At 64.7% G+C, this 21471-nt stretch carries 19 protein-coding genes and 1 tRNA gene; 5 read left to right on the forward strand and 15 right to left on the reverse strand.

Annotation, left to right across the window (positions count from 1 at the left end; genetic code table 11):
- Positions 1-71 precede the first annotated feature (71 nt).
- The 3 genes from H7R73_RS14705 to H7R73_RS14715 form a co-directional block, all read right to left on the reverse strand.
- Positions 72-1880, reverse strand: coding sequence for a M3 family oligoendopeptidase (locus tag H7R73_RS14705; RefSeq protein ID WP_103259910.1), 1809 nt, complete (start codon positions 1878-1880; stop codon positions 72-74).
- Positions 1881-1958: 78 nt separating this feature from the next.
- Positions 1959-3749 carry a M3 family oligoendopeptidase gene (locus tag H7R73_RS14710; RefSeq protein WP_103259909.1) on the reverse strand — a complete coding sequence of 597 codons (1791 nt, stop codon included), beginning with the start codon at positions 3747-3749 and terminating at the stop codon, positions 1959-1961.
- A 169-nt stretch (positions 3750-3918) separates the two neighbouring features.
- Positions 3919-4830: a DUF808 domain-containing protein gene (locus H7R73_RS14715; RefSeq protein WP_103259908.1), complete on the reverse strand. Its 912-nt coding sequence runs from the start codon at positions 4828-4830 to the stop codon at positions 3919-3921.
- A gap of 206 nt (positions 4831-5036) precedes the next feature.
- Between H7R73_RS14715 and H7R73_RS14720 the strand changes: the two genes are divergently transcribed.
- Positions 5037-5639 carry a DUF924 family protein gene (locus H7R73_RS14720; RefSeq protein WP_102948306.1) on the forward strand — a complete coding sequence of 201 codons (603 nt, stop codon included), beginning with the start codon at positions 5037-5039 and terminating at the stop codon, positions 5637-5639.
- 54 nt (positions 5640-5693) lie between these two features.
- On the opposite strand, the gene H7R73_RS14725 is transcribed toward H7R73_RS14720, so the two are convergent.
- From H7R73_RS14725 to hinT, 10 genes are all read right to left on the reverse strand, one after another.
- Complete coding sequence (locus H7R73_RS14725; RefSeq protein WP_103259907.1) at positions 5694-7313, reverse strand: methyl-accepting chemotaxis protein; 1620 nt, start codon at positions 7311-7313, stop codon at positions 5694-5696.
- A 250-nt stretch (positions 7314-7563) separates the two neighbouring features.
- Positions 7564-8478 carry a protein translocase subunit SecF gene (gene secF / locus H7R73_RS14730; protein WP_029314368.1) on the reverse strand — a complete coding sequence of 305 codons (915 nt, stop codon included), beginning with the start codon at positions 8476-8478 and terminating at the stop codon, positions 7564-7566.
- 109 nt (positions 8479-8587) lie between these two features.
- Positions 8588-10390 carry a protein translocase subunit SecD gene (secD, locus tag H7R73_RS14735; RefSeq protein WP_103259906.1) on the reverse strand — a complete coding sequence of 601 codons (1803 nt, stop codon included), beginning with the start codon at positions 10388-10390 and terminating at the stop codon, positions 8588-8590.
- Between the two features lie 148 nt (positions 10391-10538).
- Positions 10539-11006 carry a hypothetical protein gene (locus tag H7R73_RS14740; protein ID WP_103259905.1) on the reverse strand — a complete coding sequence of 156 codons (468 nt, stop codon included), beginning with the start codon at positions 11004-11006 and terminating at the stop codon, positions 10539-10541.
- Positions 11007-11112: 106 nt separating this feature from the next.
- Positions 11113-11973: a DUF6279 family lipoprotein gene (locus H7R73_RS14745; protein WP_041215412.1), complete on the reverse strand. Its 861-nt coding sequence runs from the start codon at positions 11971-11973 to the stop codon at positions 11113-11115.
- A gap of 50 nt (positions 11974-12023) precedes the next feature.
- The gene (locus tag H7R73_RS14750; RefSeq protein ID WP_043155733.1) at positions 12024-12887 is read right to left on the reverse strand and encodes a phosphotransferase; all 864 of its coding nucleotides are present in this window, start codon (positions 12885-12887) and stop codon (positions 12024-12026) included.
- The gene (lpoB, locus tag H7R73_RS14755) at positions 12877-13473 is read right to left on the reverse strand and encodes a penicillin-binding protein activator LpoB (RefSeq protein ID WP_010674346.1); all 597 of its coding nucleotides are present in this window, start codon (positions 13471-13473) and stop codon (positions 12877-12879) included. Before lpoB ends, H7R73_RS14750 begins: the two co-directional genes overlap by 11 nt.
- Complete coding sequence (locus H7R73_RS14760) at positions 13473-13871, reverse strand: YcfL family protein (RefSeq protein ID WP_103259904.1); 399 nt, start codon at positions 13869-13871, stop codon at positions 13473-13475. Before H7R73_RS14760 ends, lpoB begins: the two co-directional genes overlap by 1 nt.
- 68 nt (positions 13872-13939) lie before the next feature.
- Positions 13940-15361 (reverse strand): COG3014 family protein, encoded by a 1422-nt coding sequence (locus H7R73_RS14765; protein ID WP_182951304.1) that lies wholly within the window; start codon positions 15359-15361, stop codon positions 13940-13942.
- Entirely contained in the window at positions 15361-15711 is a 351-nt protein-coding gene (gene hinT / locus H7R73_RS14770; protein WP_010674343.1) for a purine nucleoside phosphoramidase, read from the reverse strand. The genes H7R73_RS14765 and hinT overlap by 1 nt, the downstream gene beginning before the upstream one ends.
- A gap of 256 nt (positions 15712-15967) precedes the next feature.
- Here hinT and H7R73_RS14775 point away from each other — a divergent pair, with 256 nt between their 5' ends.
- Complete coding sequence (locus tag H7R73_RS14775; protein ID WP_041215416.1) at positions 15968-17980, forward strand: methyl-accepting chemotaxis protein; 2013 nt, start codon at positions 15968-15970, stop codon at positions 17978-17980.
- 67 nt (positions 17981-18047) lie between these two features.
- Here H7R73_RS14775 and H7R73_RS14780 read toward each other — a convergent pair whose 3' ends face one another.
- Positions 18048-18932 (reverse strand): 6-carboxytetrahydropterin synthase, encoded by an 885-nt coding sequence (locus tag H7R73_RS14780; protein WP_182951305.1) that lies wholly within the window; start codon positions 18930-18932, stop codon positions 18048-18050.
- Between the two features lie 79 nt (positions 18933-19011).
- Between H7R73_RS14780 and H7R73_RS14785 the strand changes: the two genes are divergently transcribed.
- The gene (locus tag H7R73_RS14785) at positions 19012-20355 is read left to right on the forward strand and encodes a dihydroorotase (RefSeq protein ID WP_039038976.1); all 1344 of its coding nucleotides are present in this window, start codon (positions 19012-19014) and stop codon (positions 20353-20355) included.
- Here H7R73_RS14785 and H7R73_RS14790 read toward each other — a convergent pair.
- Positions 20345-20659 (reverse strand): hypothetical protein, encoded by a 315-nt coding sequence (locus tag H7R73_RS14790; protein ID WP_182951306.1) that lies wholly within the window; start codon positions 20657-20659, stop codon positions 20345-20347. The two genes, H7R73_RS14785 and H7R73_RS14790, sit on opposite strands and share 11 nt — an antisense overlap.
- Positions 20660-20691: 32 nt before the next feature.
- Between H7R73_RS14790 and H7R73_RS14795 the strand changes: the two genes are divergently transcribed.
- A tRNA-Pro gene (locus H7R73_RS14795) sits at positions 20692-20768 on the forward strand.
- 120 nt (positions 20769-20888) lie between these two features.
- Positions 20889-21365, forward strand: coding sequence for a CC0125/CC1285 family lipoprotein (locus tag H7R73_RS14800; RefSeq protein WP_041212844.1), 477 nt, complete (start codon positions 20889-20891; stop codon positions 21363-21365).
- Positions 21366-21471: the final 106 nt, after the last annotated feature.

Here is a 21471-nt window from a genome sequence, read left to right on the forward strand (position 1 = left end):
AACCGCGCGTCGGGGCCGCTGTGGCAGCGCCATGCCCCGGCGGGACATGGCGCAAACCGGGTCTGGCGAGGTTAACCGCCGCACTGGGCGAAGCGCGCCACCGCCGCTTCCACCAGGGCCAGGCTCCCCTGCCAGAAGGCGGGCTCGCGAATGTCCTGCCCCAAATGCCGTTCGACCAGCTCTTCGGCGCTCATGCGACCGGTGTCTCGCAGCAGGGCGCGGTAGGCCTTTGCCACCCCCGCCTCCCCTGCGGCCTGGCGGCTCATCAGCTGCTGATAGACCCCGAGGCTGAACAGATAGCCAAAGAGGTAGGGGTAGTTGTAAAAACCGAAGCCCGCGATGGAGAAGTGCGCCTTGGCGGCCCAGAACAGGGGGTGATAGCGGTCGAGGCTCTGCTCGTACCAGCGCCCCCAGGCCTCGTCGGTGAGCCCCTTGAGCCGGGCCGACGACACATAGCCCTGCTCGCGCTCGGCCACCAGGGCCCGCTCGAAGTCGAAGCGGGCCGGGATGTTGACCAGGAAGGTGGCGGCGCCGTCGGCATCCGCCCAGGCGATGGCCAGACGCTCCTCGGCGCTTCGGGCCTGCTCGTAGAGGGCGCTGCGCACCAGGGTCTCGGCGAAGATGGAGGCGGTCTCCGCGAGGGTCATGGGGTAGCTGCGCTGGCTCATGGGCAAGTCGCGGATGAGCCAGTTGTGCCAGGCGTGACCGAGCTCGTGGGCCAGCGTAATGACGTTGTCCATGGTGCCCGCATAGGTGATGAAGACCCGCGGCTCCACCGGCTCGGCAAACTTGGTGCAATAGGCCCCGGTGCGCCGGTTGGGGGTGGGGGCGGCATCAATCCAGCCGCGCTCGGCCATCATGCGGGCAAAGTCCCCCATCTCGGGGTCAAAGCGCGCGAAGGCCTGGGCGATGATGTCGACCGCCTCCTCGAAGGGGATCTCCCGGCGGCTGGCGGCAGGGGGCGGCGCAAAGAGATCCTCCGGCCCCAGCACCTCGAGGCCGAGGTGACCGGCCATCAGCCCCAGGGCTCGCTGGCCCAGATGTCGGGCCTGCCAGGTCTCCGCCATCAGGGTATCCAGGGTCGCCCGCTCGATGTGGCTCTGGTGGCAGGAGAGATCCAGGGCATCGAGGCGCCGGTGTTTGCCGCGCTGGCGCGAGAGCTCCAGTCGCCAGCCGTTGAGGGCGTTGAGGATGGCCCCCACCGTCTCCTGCTCCCCTTCCCAGCCGGCGCTGATGGCATCGAAGGCCTCTTTGCGCAGGGCCCGATCCGGGCTGGAGAGCAGGTTGCTCGCCTCCGCCAGCCCCATCTCGCGACCCGCGATCACCAGCCTTATCTTGCCCACCAGATCGTTGTAGAGGTTGCCCCAGGCGTGCAGGCCATCGGTGCCAAGGCCGATGACCAGTTGCTCCGCCTCCACCGGCAGCCGCTGATCCTGCAGGCGGCGCTCGTGGCGCAGCCGGTACTCCTCCTCCCCGAGCAGGGGGTCGGCCATCAGCTGTTCAAACTCGGGCGCAGGCAGCCCCAGCATCAGATCTTCGATGGGGGCAAGCGTCTTGAACAGATCCGCATTGAGGGCACGGGCCCGGGAGGCAACCTGCTTGGCGAGGGGATCCCGGGCGTCCTGGCTCCCCTTGCAGGCGGCCAGCACGGCGATGTTCCAGCCGATGTCGCGAATGCGACGGGCCCGCAGGCGTACCTCCCTGAGGAAGTCCTGCAAGGCGCCTGGGGTGCGCGGAACCTCGGCCAGTCCCTCGATAAAACCGCTCAGCTCGGCCAGGCTGGCGCGGGCCAGACTCATGTCCGCCTCGAGGACACAGCTGTCGAGGGAGGGGTAGATGTGATCATTTTGCCACTGCTGTGGATAGACTCGTTGTTGCATCGAACGCTCATCGTCAGGGACGGGCCTGGCCCGTCGTGAAATCCAGGTGGCCAGAGCCACCACCTTCGCGGGCAGGCATCACACCAGCCGCTCGAGGCGCACCACCGCCTCTTCCACATAGCGCAGGCTCTCCTGCCAGAACCCGGGTTCGCGGATGTCGACCCCCAGGTGCTTCTCCACCAGGGCCTCGGCGCTCATGCGGCCGGTGTCTCGCAGCAGGGCGCGATAAGCGGGCACAAACTCGCCCCCGGCCCGCGCATGCTGGGCATAGAGCCCCAGGCTGAAGAGATAGCCAAACAGATAGGGGTAGTTGTAGAACCCGGACTCGGCGATGGAGAAGTGACCCTTGCTGGCCCAGAACAGCTCGTCATACTGGCTGAGGGCGTCACCATAGCACTGCTGCTGCGCCGATTTCATCATCTCCCGCATCTGGCTCGCCCCCACGTAACCCGCCTCCCGCGCCGTCACCAGGGCGTGCTCGAAGGCAAAGCGGGCGGGGATGTCGAGCAGCAGGCTCGCGGCCCGCTCCCCGTCCAGCCAGGCGATGGCCCGGCGCTGCTCCACCTTGTCGGTGGCGGCCAGCAGGGCATCGCGCACCAGGATCTCGGCAAAGAGGGAGGCGGTCTCCGCCAGCGTCTTGGGGTAGCCCCGCTGCTCGAAGGGAAGATCCCGCAGCAACCAGCTGTGCCAGGCGTGACCGAGCTCATGGGCCAGGGTGATGACGTTGTCCATGGTCCCCTCGAAGGTGAGGAAGACCCTTGGCTCGGGCGGATCGGCATACTCGGTGCAATAGGCGCCGCTTCGCCTGTGCTCGCTCGGGGCCGCATCGATCCACCCCTTGTCGGCCATCATGCGGACAAACGCCCCCATCTCGGGATCGAAGGCGGCAAAGGCCTCCATCACCAGATTCAGCGCCTGCTCGAAGCCGAACTTGCCGTGCATGGCCTGGGGCGCCGGAGCAAAGAGATCCCAGGGGGCGAAGTCGGTGATCTGCTGGGCACAGGCCATGGCCCGCAAGGCACGGCGCCCGAGCTCCCTGTGCTCCCCGGCCGCCGCCATCAGGGTCTCCAGGGTCGCGCCCGTGATGTGCTCCTGATGGCAGGTGACCTCAAGCGCATCCAGCCTGCGCCCCTTGCCGCGCTGGCGGCCGAGCTCGTTGCGCCAGCCGTTGATGGCGTTGAGAATGGCGGCCACCGTCTCCTGCTCCGCCTCCCAGGCGCCCTGGATGGCGTGCCAGGCACTGGCGCGCCGTGCCCTGTCCGGGTGGGCGAGCAGGTTGTCCGCCTGGGCAAGCCCCATGGGCACCCCCTCCACCACCGGCAGCAGCCGCCCCACCAGGTTGTCGTAGAGATCCCCCCACCCCTGCAGGCCGTCCACCGCCAACCCCTCGATGAGCTGCTCGCTCTCGAGCGAAAGCCACTGATCCTGCAGCGCTCTGTCGTGATGGATGTGGTAGGCCAGCTCGAAGAGCTCGGGATCTTGCAGCAGGGTGCGCACCAGTGACTCGGGGGCGCGAACCCAGAACAGGTCCACCGGCTTGCTGCGCTGGGCCAGGGTCGCCTCCAGCTGCTGGCCCCGGGAGAGCAGTACTCGGGCCTCCTCGTCGCGCCCGTTCTGGCTCAGCCGGTTGTAACCATAGACCTGGCTGTTCCAGGCCAGGGTCTTCACCCCGTTGGCCTCGCGGCGGATGGCCCGCAGCAGGTGGCGCAGGGCATTGGCATCCGCAACGGGATGGGCGGGATCCGGCAGGTCCGCCAGGAGGGCGTCAAGCCGGGTAAGGGCGCGGGCAGCCTCCTGGAAGGCGGCCTCGATGGCAGGATCGTCGGGGGCGGCATAGATGTGATCATCTCGCCAAACGGGTGGTTTCATGGTTGTCCTTGTCTGTTTGCGTCCATATCGGGTCACCCCGCCTCTGCGGGCGGGTGAAACCGGATAGTACGAAGGGGGCCAGGCACTTGCCTAGCCCCCATTCGAGGCAACCAGCAGAAGAGCGCCCCCGGGTGCGACGGCCCCTGTCGGCCCTCCCCCGACAAGCGACCTATTTGGCGGGCTGAAGCTTGCTCACCAGGGTCATGGCCACCACCAGCACCAGCCCTGACACCACGCCGGCCAGGGCGCTCAGCAGGGTGGGCGTCACCACGGCCAGTACCCCGCCGACCCCGGGCAGGGCGGCCACCGTACCCGCCGTCCCTTCGATGAGGTGATGGAGGAAGGGCCAGCCATGGACCAGAATGCCGCCGCCGACCATGAACATGGCGATGGTGCCCACTAGGGCAAGCAGGTGCATCAGACGGGGCGCCGTCACCAGCAGCCCCTGCCCCACCGCCCGGCGCACAGCGCCGCCATCGGGCTTTTGCAGCAGGTGCAGGCCGATGTCGTCGAGCTTGACGATGAGCCCCACCAGGCCATAGACCCCGACGGTCATCAGCAGGGCGATGCCCGCTACCACGGCGATCTGCAGGCCCAGGCTCGACCCCTGCACGGTACCGAGGGCGATGACGATGATCTCTGCCGAGAGGATGAAATCGGTGCGAATGGCCCCCTTCACCTTCTGGCGCTCATAGGCCGCCAGATCCTCGGGCACCGGCGCCGCCTGATGCGCCTCCTCCTCGTGGGGCAGGAACTTGTGGACCAGCTTCTCCGCCCCCTCGAAACAGAGGTAGGCCCCCCCCAGCATCAGGAGCGGGGTGATGAGCCAGGGGATAAGAGCACTGATGGCGATGGCGGCAGGCACCAGGATGAGCTTGTTGCGAAACGACCCCTTGGCCACCGCCCACACCACCGGCAGCTCACGCTCGGCCCGCACCCCGGAGACCTGTTCTGCATTGAGGGCGAGATCGTCCCCCAGCACCCCGGCCGTCTTCTTCGCCGCCACCTTGGTCATCAGGGCGACATCATCGAGCACGCTGGCAATATCATCGAGCAGGGTCAACAAACTGGCTCCGGCCATATCTGGCATTCCTTCTATTGAGTGGGACACATCCGGGCTGCCCCGGTCAGGGTGATGAGGAGATCAGGGGACCATGGGCCCATCCAGGGATCACCCTTTGGGGCAAAAGATGGCACAGTGTAACGGGAAGCCGCCACGGCGGCAGCCCCCCATGGCAGATCCCCTGCTCCGTTTTCACCTTACGGCCACCGGCCCAAGGAGTTCCCATGCAACCCTGGCAACCTCTGCTCGATTTCTGGTTTGGCGATGACGCAGACGACGCTCCCCGTGCCGCCCGTCAGGCCCCCCTCTGGTGGGGCAAGAGCAGCGAGACCGATGCCCTGCTGGCCTCACGCTTCGGCGAACTGGCGGCCCGTGCCGCAGCAGGCGAGCTCGCCCGTTGGGAGGACGATCCCGCAGGGCGCCTGGCCCTCATCCTGCTGCTGGACCAGCTGCCGCGAAACCTTCACCGCCACACCCCCGCCGCCTTCGCCCAGGACGACAAGGCCAGGGCGCTGTGCCTCAAGGGGCTCACCCTCGGGGTCGACAAGGGGCTCTCGCCGCTGGCCCGGGTCTTCTTCTATCTGCCCCTCGAGCACGCGGAGTCCAGAGAGCAGCAGGCCAGAAGCGTCGCCCTGTTCGAGGCGCTGGCCGACGAGCAGGCCACAGGCCCGGCCCGGGCCACCTTCGAAGGGTTTGCCGACTTTGCCCGCCGCCATCAGGTGATCGTCGATCGCTTTGGCCGCTTCCCCCACCGCAACGCCATCTTGGGCAGGGCGAGCACGGAGGAAGAGGCCGCCTTCCTGCAACAGCCCGGTTCGGGGTTCTGACATAAAAAAATCCCCGCCATGGGCATGGCGGGGAGAGAACAACCGATCCGCACCTCACTGGATGCGATAGCGGGAGATCTGCTGGTGGATATTCTCCGTGGTCACGTTCAGCTCCTCTGCGGCGGCGGAGGTCTCCTCCGCCGTGCTGCTGGTCTGCTGCACCACCTGGGCTATCTGCTCGACCTGGAGGGCGATGGATTCCGCCGCCGAGGTCTGCTCGCGGATGGCCAGGGTGATCTCGCCGACCTGATCCATGACGCGATGGGAGGCCTGGCGGATCTGGGTGATGATGGCCCCGCTTTCCGTCGCCATGGCCACCCCTTGCGCCACCTTCTCCTCCACCAGGACCATTCTGGCCACCGTGGCCTCGGACCCTTGCTGGATAGCCTCCACCGTCCTTGAGATCTCCTGGGTCGACTGGGCCGTCCGCTCCGCCAGCTTGCGCACCTCGTCGGCGACCACCGCAAAGCCGCGTCCCTGCTCACCGGCCCGCGCCGCCTCGATGGCGGCGTTGAGCGCCAGCAGGTTGGTCTGCCCCGCCACATCGTTGATGACGTTCACCACCCCACCGATGCGGGAGATCCCCTCCCCCAGCGCCGTCACATCGCGGGAGGCCTGACGAATGGCGTCGGCGATGTCGTTGATGGCGAGCACAGTGCGCTCTATGGTGGCCCCGCCGTCACTGGCGAGCTTGCCGGATTCATTGGTGATGCGGCTGGTCTCCTGGGTGCGCTGGGAGATGTCCGTGATGCTCACGCTCATCTCCTCCACCCCGGCGGCGATAAGGCTGGTGGCGTCATTGGCCTGACTCGCCGACTCCGCCATGTGCTGGGCCGCCTGGGAGAGGGACTCTGCCGTGCTCTTGATTTGCAGGCTGCCCACCGAGAACTCGGTGAAGGTCTGCTGCAAGGTGTCCAGCAGGCGGTTGACCGCCGTCAGCGTCTGGCCGATCTCGTCCTGCTGGCTCACATTGGCCCGCAGGGTGAAGTTCAGGTCGCGCTGGATCTCGGACAGGGTCGCCATGGCCAGACGGAGGGGATTGGCGACCTGCCTGAACAGCCAGAGAAAGAGCACCAGCGTGAGGGCACCCGCGCCCACCGAGATGAACAACAGGGCCTGCATGCTGCTATCGGCATTCTGCTCGCCTCGCAGCTTGACGGCGTCACCTTGCTGGATGTTGAAGTGGACGTGCTTGTCGATGGCCTGGGAAAGCTGCTCAAACAAGGGGGCAAGCTCCTTGTCGATCGCCTCTCTGGCCTCCACATTCTTGTTCTCGCGGGACAGGCGCAGGACGTCTTCAGAGGCCTTGCCGTACTGGGCAACCAAGCGCCGATCATCGGCGACGAGCTGCCTGTCCTCCTCATTGGAGATCATCCCGCTTTCATACTGACTCAGCAGGGCGTCCATCTTGGTGTGAAGGGATGCAATGCTCTGCTCTATCTGACTCATCTTGCCGTCGTCGGTGTTGAGCACGTGCGCCTGGATCAATGAATGCAGGGCGTAGAAGTCTGTTTGTATCTCCTTGATCGTGGAAATGCTGGGGACTGTGTTGTCTGTTACATAGCTGAGATCCGCATTGGCGGAGGAGAGTCTGCTGATACTGAACCAGCTGAGACACCCCAGGGCCAGCATGACCAGCAGGGCAATGAGTTGAAGCCGACGAGCGATACTCATGAGTGCTTACTCCATCCATAGACTCCCTGCCAGTGTAGCCGAAGCGGGCCCCGAAAATAGCGCCTAAAACATGCATTTCATTACACTTTTCAACTTCTGCTCGGCCGCGTCACACACGCCGCCCCAGCCCGGCCTTCGGGACCGCCGCGCCCCCTCTGGCAGAATGGAAAAAGGAAGGCATTCGCCTTCCTTTTTTGCCCGGGGCGGCCGCACTGGCCGCCCATGTGCCACGTGACGGGGCGCTCGCCGGTCACGCCGCCTCGGCCAGCTCCTCCTCTTTTTTCTGGTAGGCCTGGGGGGAGAGCCCCAGCAGCTCCTGCACGGTGGAGGCCACCGTGATGGAGGAGAGCGTCCCCACCAGGATGCCGGCGAACAGGGTGAAGGAGAAGCCGTAGAGGGCGTCGCCGCCGAACAGGAGCAGGGCCCCCACGGTGAAGAGGGTGGTGCCCGAGGTGATCATGGTGCGGCTGAAGGTGGCCTTGATGGCCACGTCCGAGCACTCGTGGATCCCCATGCGGGTACGCGACCCCAGCAAGTCCCGCAACCGGTCCGAAATGACGATGCTGTCGTTGAGGGAGTAGCCTATCACCGCCATCAGGCCCGCGATGACGTTGAGGTCGAACTCGATGTCAAAGAGCGCGAGCAGCCCGATGGCCACCAGACCGTCGTGCAGCACCGACACCAGGATGCCGATTGCCTGGCGCCACTCGAAGCGCACCGCCAGGTAGGCGGAGATGGCGAGCGAGGCCACCAGCACCGCCAGCATCCCCTGCTGGAACAGCTCCGCGCCCACCTGGGGCCCGACGATGGTGGTGCGCAAGAGCTCCACCGGCAGGGCGAGTTGCTGCCCCAGCATGGTCGCCAGATCCTCCGCCGCCCAGGGCAGTGCGTGGGGGGGCAGCTTGATGAGCCACTCGCCGGGCACACCGGCGCCGTGCAGCTCCACCACCCCCGCCAGGGGCGCCGTCAGCAGAGCGTTGAGCTCATGGGCCTCTTTCAGGGTCTGGATGCGAAACTCCAGCAGGATCCCGCCGGTGAAATCGAGCCCGAGGGCGAGCCCTTTTGTCGCAAGGACGGCCACGCAGGCCAGGGTCAGCAGCACAGAGGCCCACAGCCCGATATAGCGCCAGCGGGTCAGCCCCATGGCCAGGATCATTCTCAGCATTGTTCTTCCCTCGACGTCAGGTGGTACAGGCTTCCCGGCAGGAAGCGGTCGGTGCGCAGGTCATGCAGACTCACGGGCGCGGCGCCATGGTGATGAAGTCGGTTCATGGTCATACCCTCAGCAGCTTGGCGCGGCTGTTGCCCCACAGGGGGTTGATGATGGCGCGAGTGCCCCAGATGCCGGTCACCATGCTGGAGATGAGCCCCAGGATCAGGGTGATGGAGAAGCCCTGCAGCGGCCCGGAACCGATGGCATAGAGCACCACGGCGCAGATGAGGGTGGTGATGTTGGCATCGAAGATGGTGCGAAACGCCGAGCGATAACCAAAGTCGATGGCGTTGGCCAACGAACCCCCTTCCCGCAGCCGGTCCTTGATCCGCTCAAAAATCAGCACATGGGTATCCACCGCCATGCCGACGGTGAGCACCAGACCGGCGATCCCCGGCAGGGTCAGCACGGCGCCAGGCAATACCGCCAGCATGCCCACCTGCATCAGCAGGTTGGCGACCAGCGCCGTGATGGCGACCCAGCCGAACTTGCGATACCAGGCCATCATGAACAGCATCATGCCCGCCATGCCGAACGCCAGGGCGGTGAAGCCCGCCTCGATGTTCTGCAGACCCAGGGTCGGGCCTATGCTGCGCTCCTCCAGGATCTTCAGCGGCGCGGTGAGGGCCCCGGCCCGCAGCAGCATGGCAAGCTCCTGGGCCTCGGGCAGGCTGCCAATCCCGGTGATGCGGAACTGGTTGCCAAGGGCGGTCTGGATGGTGGCGACGTTGATCACCTCGCTTCGGGCGCGCAGCTTGCCTTCGGCGTTGGTCTTGTACTCGGTGAAGACGGTGGCCATGGGCTTGCCCACGTGCTGGCGGCTGAACTGGTTCATCTTGCTCCCCCCCAGGGTGTCGAGCACGATGTTGACCTGGGGCTGCCCCATCTCCCCCATGTTGGCGCGGGCATCGACGATGTGCTCGCCGCTCAGCACCGGCTGGCGGGCCAGCCCCACTGCCTGGCCGCTGCGATCCGCCATGAAGAAGCGGCTGTCGGCCTTGGCTTCATAGAAGGCCAGGGACGCGGTGGCGCCGATCACCTCTTTCGCCTGCTTGGGGTTGTGCACCCCCGGCAGCTCGATGCGGATGCCGTCCTGCCCCTGACGCACCACCGAGGCCTCGACGATGCCGAGCTCGTTGATCCGCTTTTTCAGGATCGACAGGTTCTGGGTCACGGCGTTGTTCACCAGCAGGGTGCGCTCGGCGTCGCTCAGCACCAGGGTCAGTGCATTGCCGGAGCGGCTCAGTGTCCACTGATCCTGGCGGGTACCGGCACTCTCCTTGATGATGGAGAGCCAGGCCTCCTGCCCCGTCACGTCGGGCAGGGTGACGGCCACGCTCCCCTGGGCGGTGCGCATCACGCTGGCGCCGCGCAGGTTGGCCTCGCGAAAACGGGTGCGCAGGGTATCCACCAGGTTCTTGGTCTGGTTGTCGATGACAAAATCCACGTCCACCCCGATCAGCAGCTGGGAGCCACCGCGCAGGTCCAGCCCGAGCTTGATGGGATCGGCGCCGAGCCGGCTGATCCAGGCCGGGGCGTTGGAGTAGAACTCCAGGGTCAGGGCGGCGCTGTCCAGCCCCTGCTGCTCCAGCAACTGCTTGGCCAGTTGCTGCTTCCCCTGGCTGGCGAACACCAGCGCCATCCGGCCACCCTGGGCGATCTGCTTGAGGGGGTCGATGTGGTTCTCGGCCAGCAGGGTACGCTGCGCGTCGCTCAGGCGCGACTGGCCGTGCAGCCCGAGGGAGGGCTGCTCACCGAAGAAGGTGGGCAGGGAATAGAACGCGAACGTGACCAGCATCAGCAGCAACAGGGCGTACTGCCACAGGCTCATGCGGTTCAACACGGTATGACTCTTTTTTCTCATGAAATCGGCCTCTGTCAGGCGATGGCAAGGGGCGACACCGGGGTCGCACCGTGCAAAAAAATGAAACAAGACAGCCTAGCCGTTCACTAAAAGTGAACAGCAACAGAGAGAAGATGAGGCAACAGGTGGCAAGCTGACCCCATCGGGGTCAGGCGAGGAAGCTCTGGGCGAAGCGGTACTGCAGATGCCGGCGCTGCAGGCGGCGCCTGTGAATGCCGGCGAAGTGATCGCGAAAGCTCGTCCCCGGGTAGAAGAGGGCGGCATAGAACAGCAGGCCGCACAGCAGCAGCAGGATCGCCTGCTGGGACCAGCTCATCACCAGCTCGTAGACCACGCTGCCGGGCTGATGATCGCGGCTCAGGGAGTGCTCGAGGCGCAGCAGGTGATTCTGGTGGGAGCCGACGAACTTGACGATGCCATCGTCACCGCCGCTGACGCCGTGGGCCGCCGGGCTTGCGTCGGCAGGCGCCGCCCCCTCCGCCAGCGAGTGGGCCTGCTGGGCCGAGGGCTGGAACGCGGGTACCTTGACCCCCTCCACCGAGAGGGTAGAGAACAACAGTGCGAGGGTGATGAGCAGGGTCATCGCCGCCAGTTTCACGTTGTCGGTCAGGTTCAAAAGTTAATTCCCACACAATAGAAAGGGCAAGCTACCACAGCCTGCCCCACAAGAACAAGGGCGGCAGGCCCAGTGCCCGCCGCCCTTGTGTTGTCTCACCGCGTCCTCAGCGGCTGCGGGTCATGCCCTCGAAGTCCTCGGCATAGTCCTTGAGCAGGGTGTAGAGGTGGGCCCGCTGGGAGAGATCCATGGAGTGGCTGAGATCGCTCAGCCACTGGATGGTGCGCTGGCGGGACTGGTCCGTGTAGCCGGTGAAGCGGCCATCCATCAGGCCGTCCCCCTGCTGGAGCAAGCGAGTCAGCTCCTGGCCGAAATCCGGACTCTGGCGCTGTTTCATCAGCCGATCCAGCTCCTTGGTCCAGGCCTCCTGGAAGTCGAGCCAGGGGGCCATCATCTCGTATTGCCACTCGGCCCACTGCGTGATGAGGGGCTCCTGGGCCGGCTTCACCTTGCCAATCCAGAACACCAGGCGCTCGTTCATCTTCTCCCGAAAGCCCTTGATCATCTCGGCCTTCGACTGGGTGGCAAAATCGTGCTGGCGCTCCTGCTGGCGCTTCACCCGATCGGCCATGAAGCGAGCCACCTGCTCGTCGGTCAGGGTCTTGGCAAGGCGCACCGTGCGGGGAATGGCATTCTCCAGAGTACGGGTCAGGCTCGCCTGGGTTCTGTCCAGATGCAGGGTCACCTGGGCCGGGCTCATGGGGCTGGCCACCGCCTTGGCCAGGGCGTCGAGATCCCGGGCATAGATGGGCAGCTCATGCTGCCGGTGCCAGGCCATCAGCCCCTTCACCTCCTGGTCAAGCAGCTTCTTCTGGCTGCGGTCCAGGGAGAAGTAGTCGTCCAGTTGCCAGACGATGGCCGAGTCGAGCCAGTAGTAGATCACCCGGGTGGCGCAACCCGTCAGCAGCAGGCAGAGCAGCAGCAGGCTCCAGCTACGCGGTTGACGCCATGAGAATGTGGTCACCATGCATGCCTCCCATTCATTGAATACACGCGTCGCGCGGGCCGTTGCCGGATTCATTCCAGGCGCTGGCGGTTGATGTCGATCAGGGCCTGATACTCGGGCCCGGGTTGCTGTTCGGCCATCAGCAGCGCCCACAGCAGGCCGATGTAATCGACCCAGGGCAGGAAGGCATCGGCCTGGAATCCCCGGGGCCCCAGCCCCGTCGGTGCCCCGTCCATGGCTTCAAGATAGCAGCTCTCCAACTGGCACCGCTGCTCTTCGCTCCAGCCGTGGGTGCGCTGGATGCTGGCGACCTCGAACCCAGGATGACCGGCGGCGCCGTACTCCCAGTCGATGACCCAGGGTCGCGACCCCAACAAGTTAGCCGGATTGAGATCGTGATGGCAAGGGAGCCAGCAGTCGTCCGGCTCCCGGCTCGCGAGCAGGGCCCGCTCCAGCGCGGGCAGCCAGGGAGGGATATGGGCCAGACGCTGCCGATAACCGCCGCTGTGGGCCCGCACCGCCATCACCACGGTCGGCACCGGCAGGCGGTGCAGCCGTACCAGCACCTCCGCCATCAGGCGGGGTTGCGCGGCGAGAGGCGGCGCCTGCTCGGCCCAGTTGGGTTCGTCGCACCACGCCAGCAGCATCAGGCCGGTGGCGGGATCGCCGTGATGACAGGGCAACGCCAGCCCCTGCCCCACCGCCCCCTGGTAGAGCTGCCACTCGGTGGCCCGGTCGATGCCAAGGCGCACCGGATCAGGATGACCGCGGCGCAGGAAGGCCTGCTCGCCAGTGGGGAGGCAAAGCCGGTAGTTGCCGTTGGTCAGGCCCTGACCCAGCGGCTCAAGGCGCCCCTGATCCCAAGGCGCCGGCAGGCTGGCGAGGAGCGCCAGCTCCGCCAGATCCCCCTGCCCCCGCGGGTCCTCACCAGCCAAAGGTGGACTTCTTGGCCTGTTTGCGGATCTCTTTCTGATCGGCCCACAGCAGTTCGCCGTTCTCCACATCCATCAGGTTCATGGTCATCTGGTAGTAGACGTCCTTCACCTTGCCGTTGTCCTTGACGATGCTGGCGAGGTTGCCATAGACCATGTAGCGGGCACCGGTCTGCTTGCCGAGCCGCACCATGGTGGCGGGATCCACCATGCCGCTGCCCTGCTGGTATTCGAGCTGCTGCTTGACCGCCGCCACCTTGCTCATGTCCACGAAGCGGAACTTGCCCGAGCGCAGCAGCTTGGTGCGGATAGTGTCGGTGATGGCCTCGGTGTCGATGTGCTCCGAGGTCTTGTTGCGGATGGAGTCCATGAACATCACCGGGCGGCCCCCGGCGGTGATCTCGCTGGTGGCCGGGGACGCCAGCATGGAATCCGCCATCTTGTCGGCGATGGCCTGCAAGTCGGAGGAGCCGTAATCGACGGTCACCGTCTCGGTCTCGGTGGGATCGCCATAGCTGACGGTGGTGCTGGAGCAGCCGCCCAGCAGCAGGGCGCCGGTCAGGATCAGCAGGGCATGATTCATTTTCATCAGTAGGATTCCTCCATCACTTCGCGAACGTAAATCCGGTAACCCCGTGCAGCCGGGCTCGGCGCCAGGGCGGACAGGGTGCGGGTCTGGTAGCCATGCAGCTTGAAGGGGGTCCAGCCGCGGCCATCGCTGGCCACCTCCTGCCCCGCGTCGTCATACCAGTAGAAGAGATATTGCAGCCTGTTGTCACCACGCTGGGTACTGGCCGCCGCCACGTTGACCTGCAACAGGCCGTTCTGCTGGCGCCGGCTGAGTTCGGTCAGGGTGACGTTGACGTTTTGATGCTGCTCGGCCACCGCCGCCGAACCGGCCGCGCCATAGAGCGCCACGCCGGAAGTATTGGTGGCACAGCCCGTCAGCAGCAGAACCAGGCCCAGGGCCAACCCTTGTGCTTTCATCTTGTTCTCCTTGCCGGTGGCCGTCGGCCTGACCGGTCATTCATCTGAGTTGCCATATCCGGTTCCCCCTAGAGGGGCATCACCCGGGTCGTGAGCCCGCTCCCCAGGCGCTGTACCCACACCAGGGTGGTGCGCCCGGCGTGGACGCTGAGTGGCAGGGTACGCATGGCGCTGCCCGCCCCCAGGGTCAGGGTGACGTTCCCGGCCGGGACCATCCCCTGCCAGCTCGAGGCCTTGGCGGGCAGCGTCAGCCAGCTGCGGGTATCCGCCCGCTCCGAGAGGGTGTTGAAGATCCCCACCAGGATGTTGCCCACATCCCCCCCCTCCTTGGCGGCGGTGCGCCGTACCTGCTCCTTGGCCACCAGCCGCAGGGCCTGCCGGGTCAGCATGCCGGGCAGCCGCTCCTGCAGATCCTTGGCCGCCAGCGCCTCCAGCCTCACCAGCTCGCTGGTCTGTGCCACCCCCTTGCCCACCGACAGGGTAAGCGGGGCGCCGTCGCTGGCCCGATTGTCGTAATAGGGCACCGCCACGGTAAAGGTACGAAAATCGCCGCTGGAGGTGGAGATGGGCAGCGGCAGGAAGAGCTCCCGGCGCGCCGGGATCAGGCCATCTTCAAACAGCACCACCAGCTGGCCCTGATCCTTGGCCAAGGGCGGCGCCTTGCGGCCCATCCGTTGCTCGGTCTCCTTGAGCTCCTCGGGAGAGCCGCGAAGCCGGGCCAGGCGCAGCAGGGCATCCTGCAGGCTCTGGTTGTCCGGCGCTATCTGGTAGCCGCGCTGGTAATCGACCCAGGCATCGTTGAGATCCCCGGCCGCCTCGTAGAGCACGCCGGAGAAATAGAAGGTGTAGGCGTTCTGGAAACCGTTTTTCACCTGGCCTATCAGGCGATCGAGCTCGGGGGCGCCGCGCGACATCAGCTGGCGCATCTCCCCGGCTTCGTCCTCCTGCTCCCCCTCCTGCGCGGCCTTGCGCACCTCGTCGGCCCACCGTTTAAGGGCCTGCTCCTGCACCTGGTTGGCACGGCGCACCTCTACCAGGGCGCCGTCGGCATCCCCGCGCTGCAAGTAGTTGAGCGCCAGATAGTGGTGCAGCATGGTGCGCTCGTAATCGGGCGCCTGGTAAGCCAGGGTCTGATCGTTGGTGAGCAGGCTGCCCGCCTGGGCCAGTCCCCGGCTCAGGCGGTACTCGGCCTGATTGTCTTCCCACGCAAGCCGGCTGTCGGCGGCGGCAAAGGCCTGCTTGCTGGGGCCGTCCTGACCCGCCAGCCAGGCGATGCGCCCCTTCTCCAGCTGGTCGAGCACGAAGGTGTCGTCCCCCGAGGTCGATTCGCGCACCTCGGGCAGGGCCTCGGCGGCATGGCCCAGCAGCAGCTGGTTGCGCAGGGGCACCATCTGATCCGAGTAGGAGACGAACATGTCTTTCCACTGGGAGGCACAGCCCCCCAGCAGCAGACCGGCCAACAGCAGGCCGGTCGACGGGACGAGGCGCATCACAGGCTCAGCAGGGGTCCCAGGGGCTCGCCACCGACCAGGTGCAAGTGGATGTGATAGACCTCCTGCCCGCCGTGGCGGTTGCAGTTCATGATGAGGCGGTAGCCGTCCTCGGCGATGCCCGCGTCGCTGGCGAGCTTGCGGGCCACGGTGAACATCCGGCCCAGCGCCAGCTCGTGATCCGGCTCCACGTCGTTGACGGTGGGGATGAGCACGTTGGGAATGATCAGGATATGGGTCTTGGCCTTGGGCTGGATGTCGCGAAACGCGGTCACCAGATCGTCTTGATAAAGGATGTCGGCGGGGATCTCCTTGCGGATGATTTTGCTGAAAATGGTTTCTTGCGCCATGGGTAACTCCTTTATAGGAAAAAGAAAATTCAATACAAAGCTCAAGCGGCTCCCAAACAGGCCGCCGCAACGCGCCAAGTGTGACACAAGCCGACATTTGGCACAGCCGTTGTCCCAATCGCTTCAGTTATTGTGAAGAATACCGATAGCGAGGAGACGTCCCGCGAACCACAACGGCATCCCCTTCGGGGCATGCAGGGTATCAAAGGGACGGGGTACTCAGGCAAGGGACTTTTGCACAGACAGCGGGACAATAATGAAACAAACAATGTCAGACCTCTCGATCTTACAGAGAGTCTATCTGGGCTTTGCCATCCTGGTCGCCGTCATGGTCGCCAGTGCGGTACTGACCTTTCGCGGCCAGAGCGAACTCAGCGGCGCCCTGGATCAGGTGACCCAGGAGTCCATGCCGCTGGTACTCGCCAGCAGCCAGACCCAGATAAGCCTGCTCAGCGCCAACAAATGGCTCACCGACGTGCTGACCGAGCAGGATCTCAAGCAACTGCCGGCGGAAGTGGCCGAGTTGCAACAGGCCAAGGGCCAGGTCGACAAGATGGTCGCCAGCCTCAAGCAGCAGGTGGCGGTTCATCCCCAGTTGCAGGCGGACATGACTGCCCTCGTCAAGCTGGTGGATGACTACCTGCAACTGACCCAGACCCTGCCCGGCGAACACGAGGCCCTGCTCACCCGGCTGCACAAGGTCAATCAGGCCAAGGGCCAGTTCCAGGTCAGCCTGCCCCAGTTCAAGAAGAACCTGGGGGACATGATGGTCACCATCGACGACAGCTTCATCAAGATGCTCTCCGAGACCCTGACCACCAAGCTCTCCGCCATCGAGCTCTCCACCATGGATGCCCTCAACCAGAGCATCCCCGCCCCCATCGAGGCGGCGCTCAAGCGCAACAAGATGCAGATCGAGGGCTTCAACAGCACCATCAAGGATCTCCAGGGGGAGCTCAAGGACTTCGACAACAACATGGGCCACTACGTCCATGGCTTCGTGCGCGACACCACGGGTAATGACGGCGTGCTCTCCCAATACCTGGCCCTGATGAAGCAACAGCAGGCCATGCGCGAGCAGAGCAAGCAGGCGAGCCAGCTCATCCTCAGCATCCAGAACAAGCTGGAGGGGATCACCGCCCAGAGCCAGCAGCTGATGAACGCCAGCATCCAGGCCTCCGATCGGGTGCAGACCCAGAGTACCCTGACCCAGGGGATCAGCATCGCCATCGCCATCTTCGTCGCCATCCTGGTGGCCTTCACCCTGGGCAAGGCCATCCGCCGCCCCCTGAAAGAGCTGCTGCGGGTGCTGACCGAGGTGACCCAGGGTGACATGACCCAGCGGGTCGGCTTCAAGAGCCAGAACGAATTCGGCCAGCTCGCCAGCCAGATCAACCTGCTGATCCACCAGATGGGGGATGTGCTCAAGCAGCTCTCCCAGGCGTCGACCCAGCTCAACAGCGCCGCCCACGACAACCGCCACACCACCGAATCGGTGCGGGCGGATCTGGAAAAACAGCGTCAGGAGACCGCCTCGGTCGCCGCCGCCATGACCCAGATGGAGGCCTCGGTGCGGGAGGTGGCCCAGGCCGCCAACCAGACCCTGGAGCGGGTGCAGGATGTGGAGAAGGCCTCCGAGATGGGGCGCAAGGTAATGGCAGGCAACATCACCACCACCCATCAGCTCGCGGGCAAGCTGCAGCAGACCGGCAAGGTGATTGGCGACGTGAGCGCCATGAGCGGCCAGATTGGCAACATCCTCGACGTCATCCGCGGCATCGCCGAGCAGACCAACCTGCTGGCCCTCAACGCCGCCATCGAGGCGGCCCGTGCCGGCGAGCAGGGACGCGGGTTTGCGGTGGTGGCCGACGAGGTGCGCAACCTGGCCGGTCGCACCGCCCAGTCCACCAGCGAAATCCAGACCATGATCGAGAACCTGCAGCAAGGCGTCGCCCGGGCGGTCAACGTGATGCAGGAGTGCTCCCGCGAGATGGACAGTTGCGTGGATCAGAGCTCCCAGGCCAACAACGCCATGGAAGAGGTGCAGGGCATCGTGGTGCTCATCAGCGACATGTCCAGCCAGATAGCCTCCGCCGCCGAGCAGCAGCAGGCCACCAGCGCCGACATCGCCACCAACCTCAACCGCATCTCCGACATCTCGGATCTCAACTATCAGGGCATAGAGCGGGTCGCCGAGACCAGCCAGCAGCTCGACTCCCTTGCCGAGCAGCAGGAGGGGCTGGTCCAGCGCTTCCGCCTCAGTGCCTGATGGCCACGACCCGATACGACAAGGCCCCGCATTGGCGGGGCCTTTTCATGGCAGCGAAGAACCTGGATCAAGCGTAGGCGATGGCGCCCTTGCCGACCCCTTCATAGGCGACAATCTTGACAAACTTGTCCCCTACCTGCTTCTTCACCTCGCGGGCGATGTAATGGGCCAGCAGCTCGATGGTGGTGTCGGTGTCGATCATCTCCACCTCCGCCGCCGGCATGGCAAGCTGGAACAGCCCCTGGGGCGCCACATACTTGAAGCCGATGTAGTGAGCGTTCCCTTCTTTCAGTGACGCCTCGGCCCGCTCGCTCAGGGCGAGTTCGCCAAGGGCCACCCTGTCCTCTTCGGTGCCTAGGTAGATGTCGGCCCAGCGCTCGGCCCAGTTCAGCTCCAGCTCCTCGTTGCGCGCCCCGTCCACCTCTATCTCGATGGGAGAGCGGTGGCCGTGGGCGATGCGCTGGCAGTTGCCATCGTGCTTCTTGAGGCCGTGGCTGTAGTGGTAGAAGGCGCCCTCGATGCGCTCCTGGCGCAACGTCAGGGAGAGATCCTTGATGTTGCCCGGCAGCCGCTTGGCCAGTACCCCCAGCAGATAGCGGGTCACCGACTCTTTATCCACCTGGGGGGCGGGAATGAAGGCAATGCCCTGGGTCGGGCAACGCAGGTGAATGGCGCGACCCGGACGCAGCAGATCCACGGTGCTCTCGTCGTTGTCCAGCGCGTGGACATGGACCAGGGGACATTCCGTCGGCACCAGCAGCTTGTGATCCACCTCTTCATCGATGATCGACTTGATGAGCTTCTTCACCCGACCGAAGTCCAGCAGCATGCTCATCTCGTTGAGCTCGCCACTCATCTCGATGTCCACCAGCCAGCTCTCGCCCACCATGCCGCGGCGCTCGCATAAATAGCTGGAATCGATCACAGTCAAATCTCTAACAAATAACTTCATTACTCAGGCCTTGCTACAGAGAAAGTGCAGTTTGCGATATTATGACCCCGGATTATCGGCAAAGGAACTGGAACCCCCCATGAACAAATTGCTTATCAAGAATGCCACCCTGGTCAACGAAGGCCGCATCTATGCTTCCGACGTCTTGATCGAGGGTGAGCGGATCGCCCGCGTCGCCCCGGACATCAGTGCCCCCGATGCCGTGGTGATCGATGCAACGGGCCGTCATCTCATCCCCGGGATGATCGATGATCAGGTCCACTTCCGGGAGCCCGGCCTGACCCACAAGGGAACCATCGCCAGTGAATCCCGGGCCGCCGTGGCCGGTGGCACCACCAGCTTCATGGAAATGCCCAACGTCAATCCCCAGACCACCACCATCGACGCCCTCGAAGCCAAATACCAGATCGCCGCCAACTCCGCCGCCGCCAACTACAGCTTCTACCTGGGTGCCACCAACGACAACCTGGAAGAGATCAAGAAGCTCGATCCCAAGCAGTCCTGCGGCATCAAGATCTTCATGGGGGCCTCCACCGGCAACATGCTGGTGGACAACCAGGAGACCCTGGCAGCCATCTTCCGCGAGAGCCCGGTGATGATCGTCACCCACTGCGAGGACACCCCGTCCATCAAGGTGCTGGAAGACGAGGCCCGCGCCAAGTGGGGCGAAGACGTGCCCATGCGCGAGCACGGCCGCATCCGCAGCGCGGACGCCTGCTACAAATCCTCCAGCATGGCGGTCTCCCTGGCCAAGCAGTACGGCGCCAAGCTGCACGTGCTGCACCTGACCACGGCGAAAGAGCTCTCGCTCTTTACCGCCACCCCGGATCTGAAGGATCTCAAGGACAAGAACATCACCGCCGAAGTGTGCGTCCACCACCTCTTCTTCAACGAGGCGGACTACGACACCCTGGGCAGCCAGATCAAGTGCAACCCGGCGGTGAAGAGCGCTGCCGACCAGCACGCCCTGCTGGATGCGGTACGCAACGACGTGCTCGACATCATCGCCACCGACCACGCCCCCCACACCTGGGAAGAGAAGCAGAACAGCTACTTCAAGGCGCCGTCCGGCGTGCCCCTGGTGCAGCACTCCCTGCAGGCGCTGCTGGAGCTCTACCACAACGGGGTCTTCAGCCTGGAAACCATCGTCAAGAAGACCTCCCACGCGGTGGCCGAGCGCTTCCAGGTGCAGGATCGCGGCTACATCCGGGAAGGCTACTTCGCCGACCTGGTGCTGCTGGATCTCGGCAAGCCCTACGTGGTCACCGACAGCAACCTGCTCTACCTGTGCGGCTGGTCCCCGTTCAACGGCTACCGCTTCCAGAGCACCATCGAGATGACCCTGGTGAACGGACAAATAGCCTGGCAGAATGGCCAAGTCACCGACAAGGTATTGGGCAAGCGTCTCACCTTCAACCGCTGATCTGGATGATGACTGCTTCCAGCGCGCCCTGCTTGAAATGACCCTGGTCAATGGGCAAATAGCCTGGCAGCACGGTCAGGTCACCGGCAAGGTATTGGGCAAGCGCTTGACCTTCAACCGCTGATCTCGGCTTGAGAGCATCACGCCAAACGGCCGCCTCCGGGCGGCCGTTTTTCATGCAAGACAGCGGTGAGGTGCCGATAAAATGCACCACTGGTCGCACTTTGATCCGAAGTTGCTCGCAAAGCAGGCAAACGATCTCGAACCTGAATTTCCCCTGTTGACAGGGTCGGGGCATCTCCATAAACTCCCCCCCGTCAGCCGAGCTGACTCCGTCGGTGTGTAGCGCAGCCAGGTAGCGCATCTGCATGGGGTGTAGAGGGTCGGAGGTTCGAATCCTCTCACACCGACCAAATTCCCCGAGAAAGGTCTTGTCAGACGACAAGGCCTTTTCTTTTATGGTCTTCCACCGCGATTGTCTCTCCGATCCCTTTGTGCTGTAGTAAAACCCCCTTTGCCAAGCGGCCCGCATCATGTTGCCTTCCCTTCGTACTTTCTGCACCCTTGCCCTCAGCGCCCTGCTGGTCGGCCAGCTCGCGGGCTGCGCCACCGCCTATGACAGTGAAAAATCGTTCTGGAATGGCCAGACCGGTTTTTCACAGACCCAGCTTGGCCCGGCCCGCTGGCAACTGGAGTTTGTGGGCAACGATCTGGTGGACAGGGAAACGGCGCGCAAATACGTGCTCAAGCGGGCCGGTGAGGTGGCACTGGCAAAGGGATACCCCTGGATTCGGGTCGAGACGCTGACCCTGTCGCGGGATGCCGTCAGGGTCACCCCGACCCGCCCCCAATTCGGGTTCGACGAGTACGAGCCAGACACCTTCATGGACGACATGCAGGTGGAACATCGCACCTCGGCCCTGCTCGTCTTCACCCTGGAGGCCAGCCCCCGGGACGCGCAGAGCATGGAAGCCGTTTATCTCGCAAAAATTAAAATAAACAGCGATTAATACAAATAAATCACAAGATGCATATCAAATGCAGCTAACAACAGCGCAAAACTCCGAAACAAGTCACTGGATTTCCCCTTCGCGATTAGGCATGCTCCAGCACACC

Origin of the sequence: Aeromonas sp. WP2-W18-CRE-05 (genome assembly GCF_014168615.1) — a bacterium.
In the GTDB taxonomy this organism is placed as follows: domain Bacteria; phylum Pseudomonadota; class Gammaproteobacteria; order Enterobacterales; family Aeromonadaceae; genus Aeromonas; species Aeromonas caviae.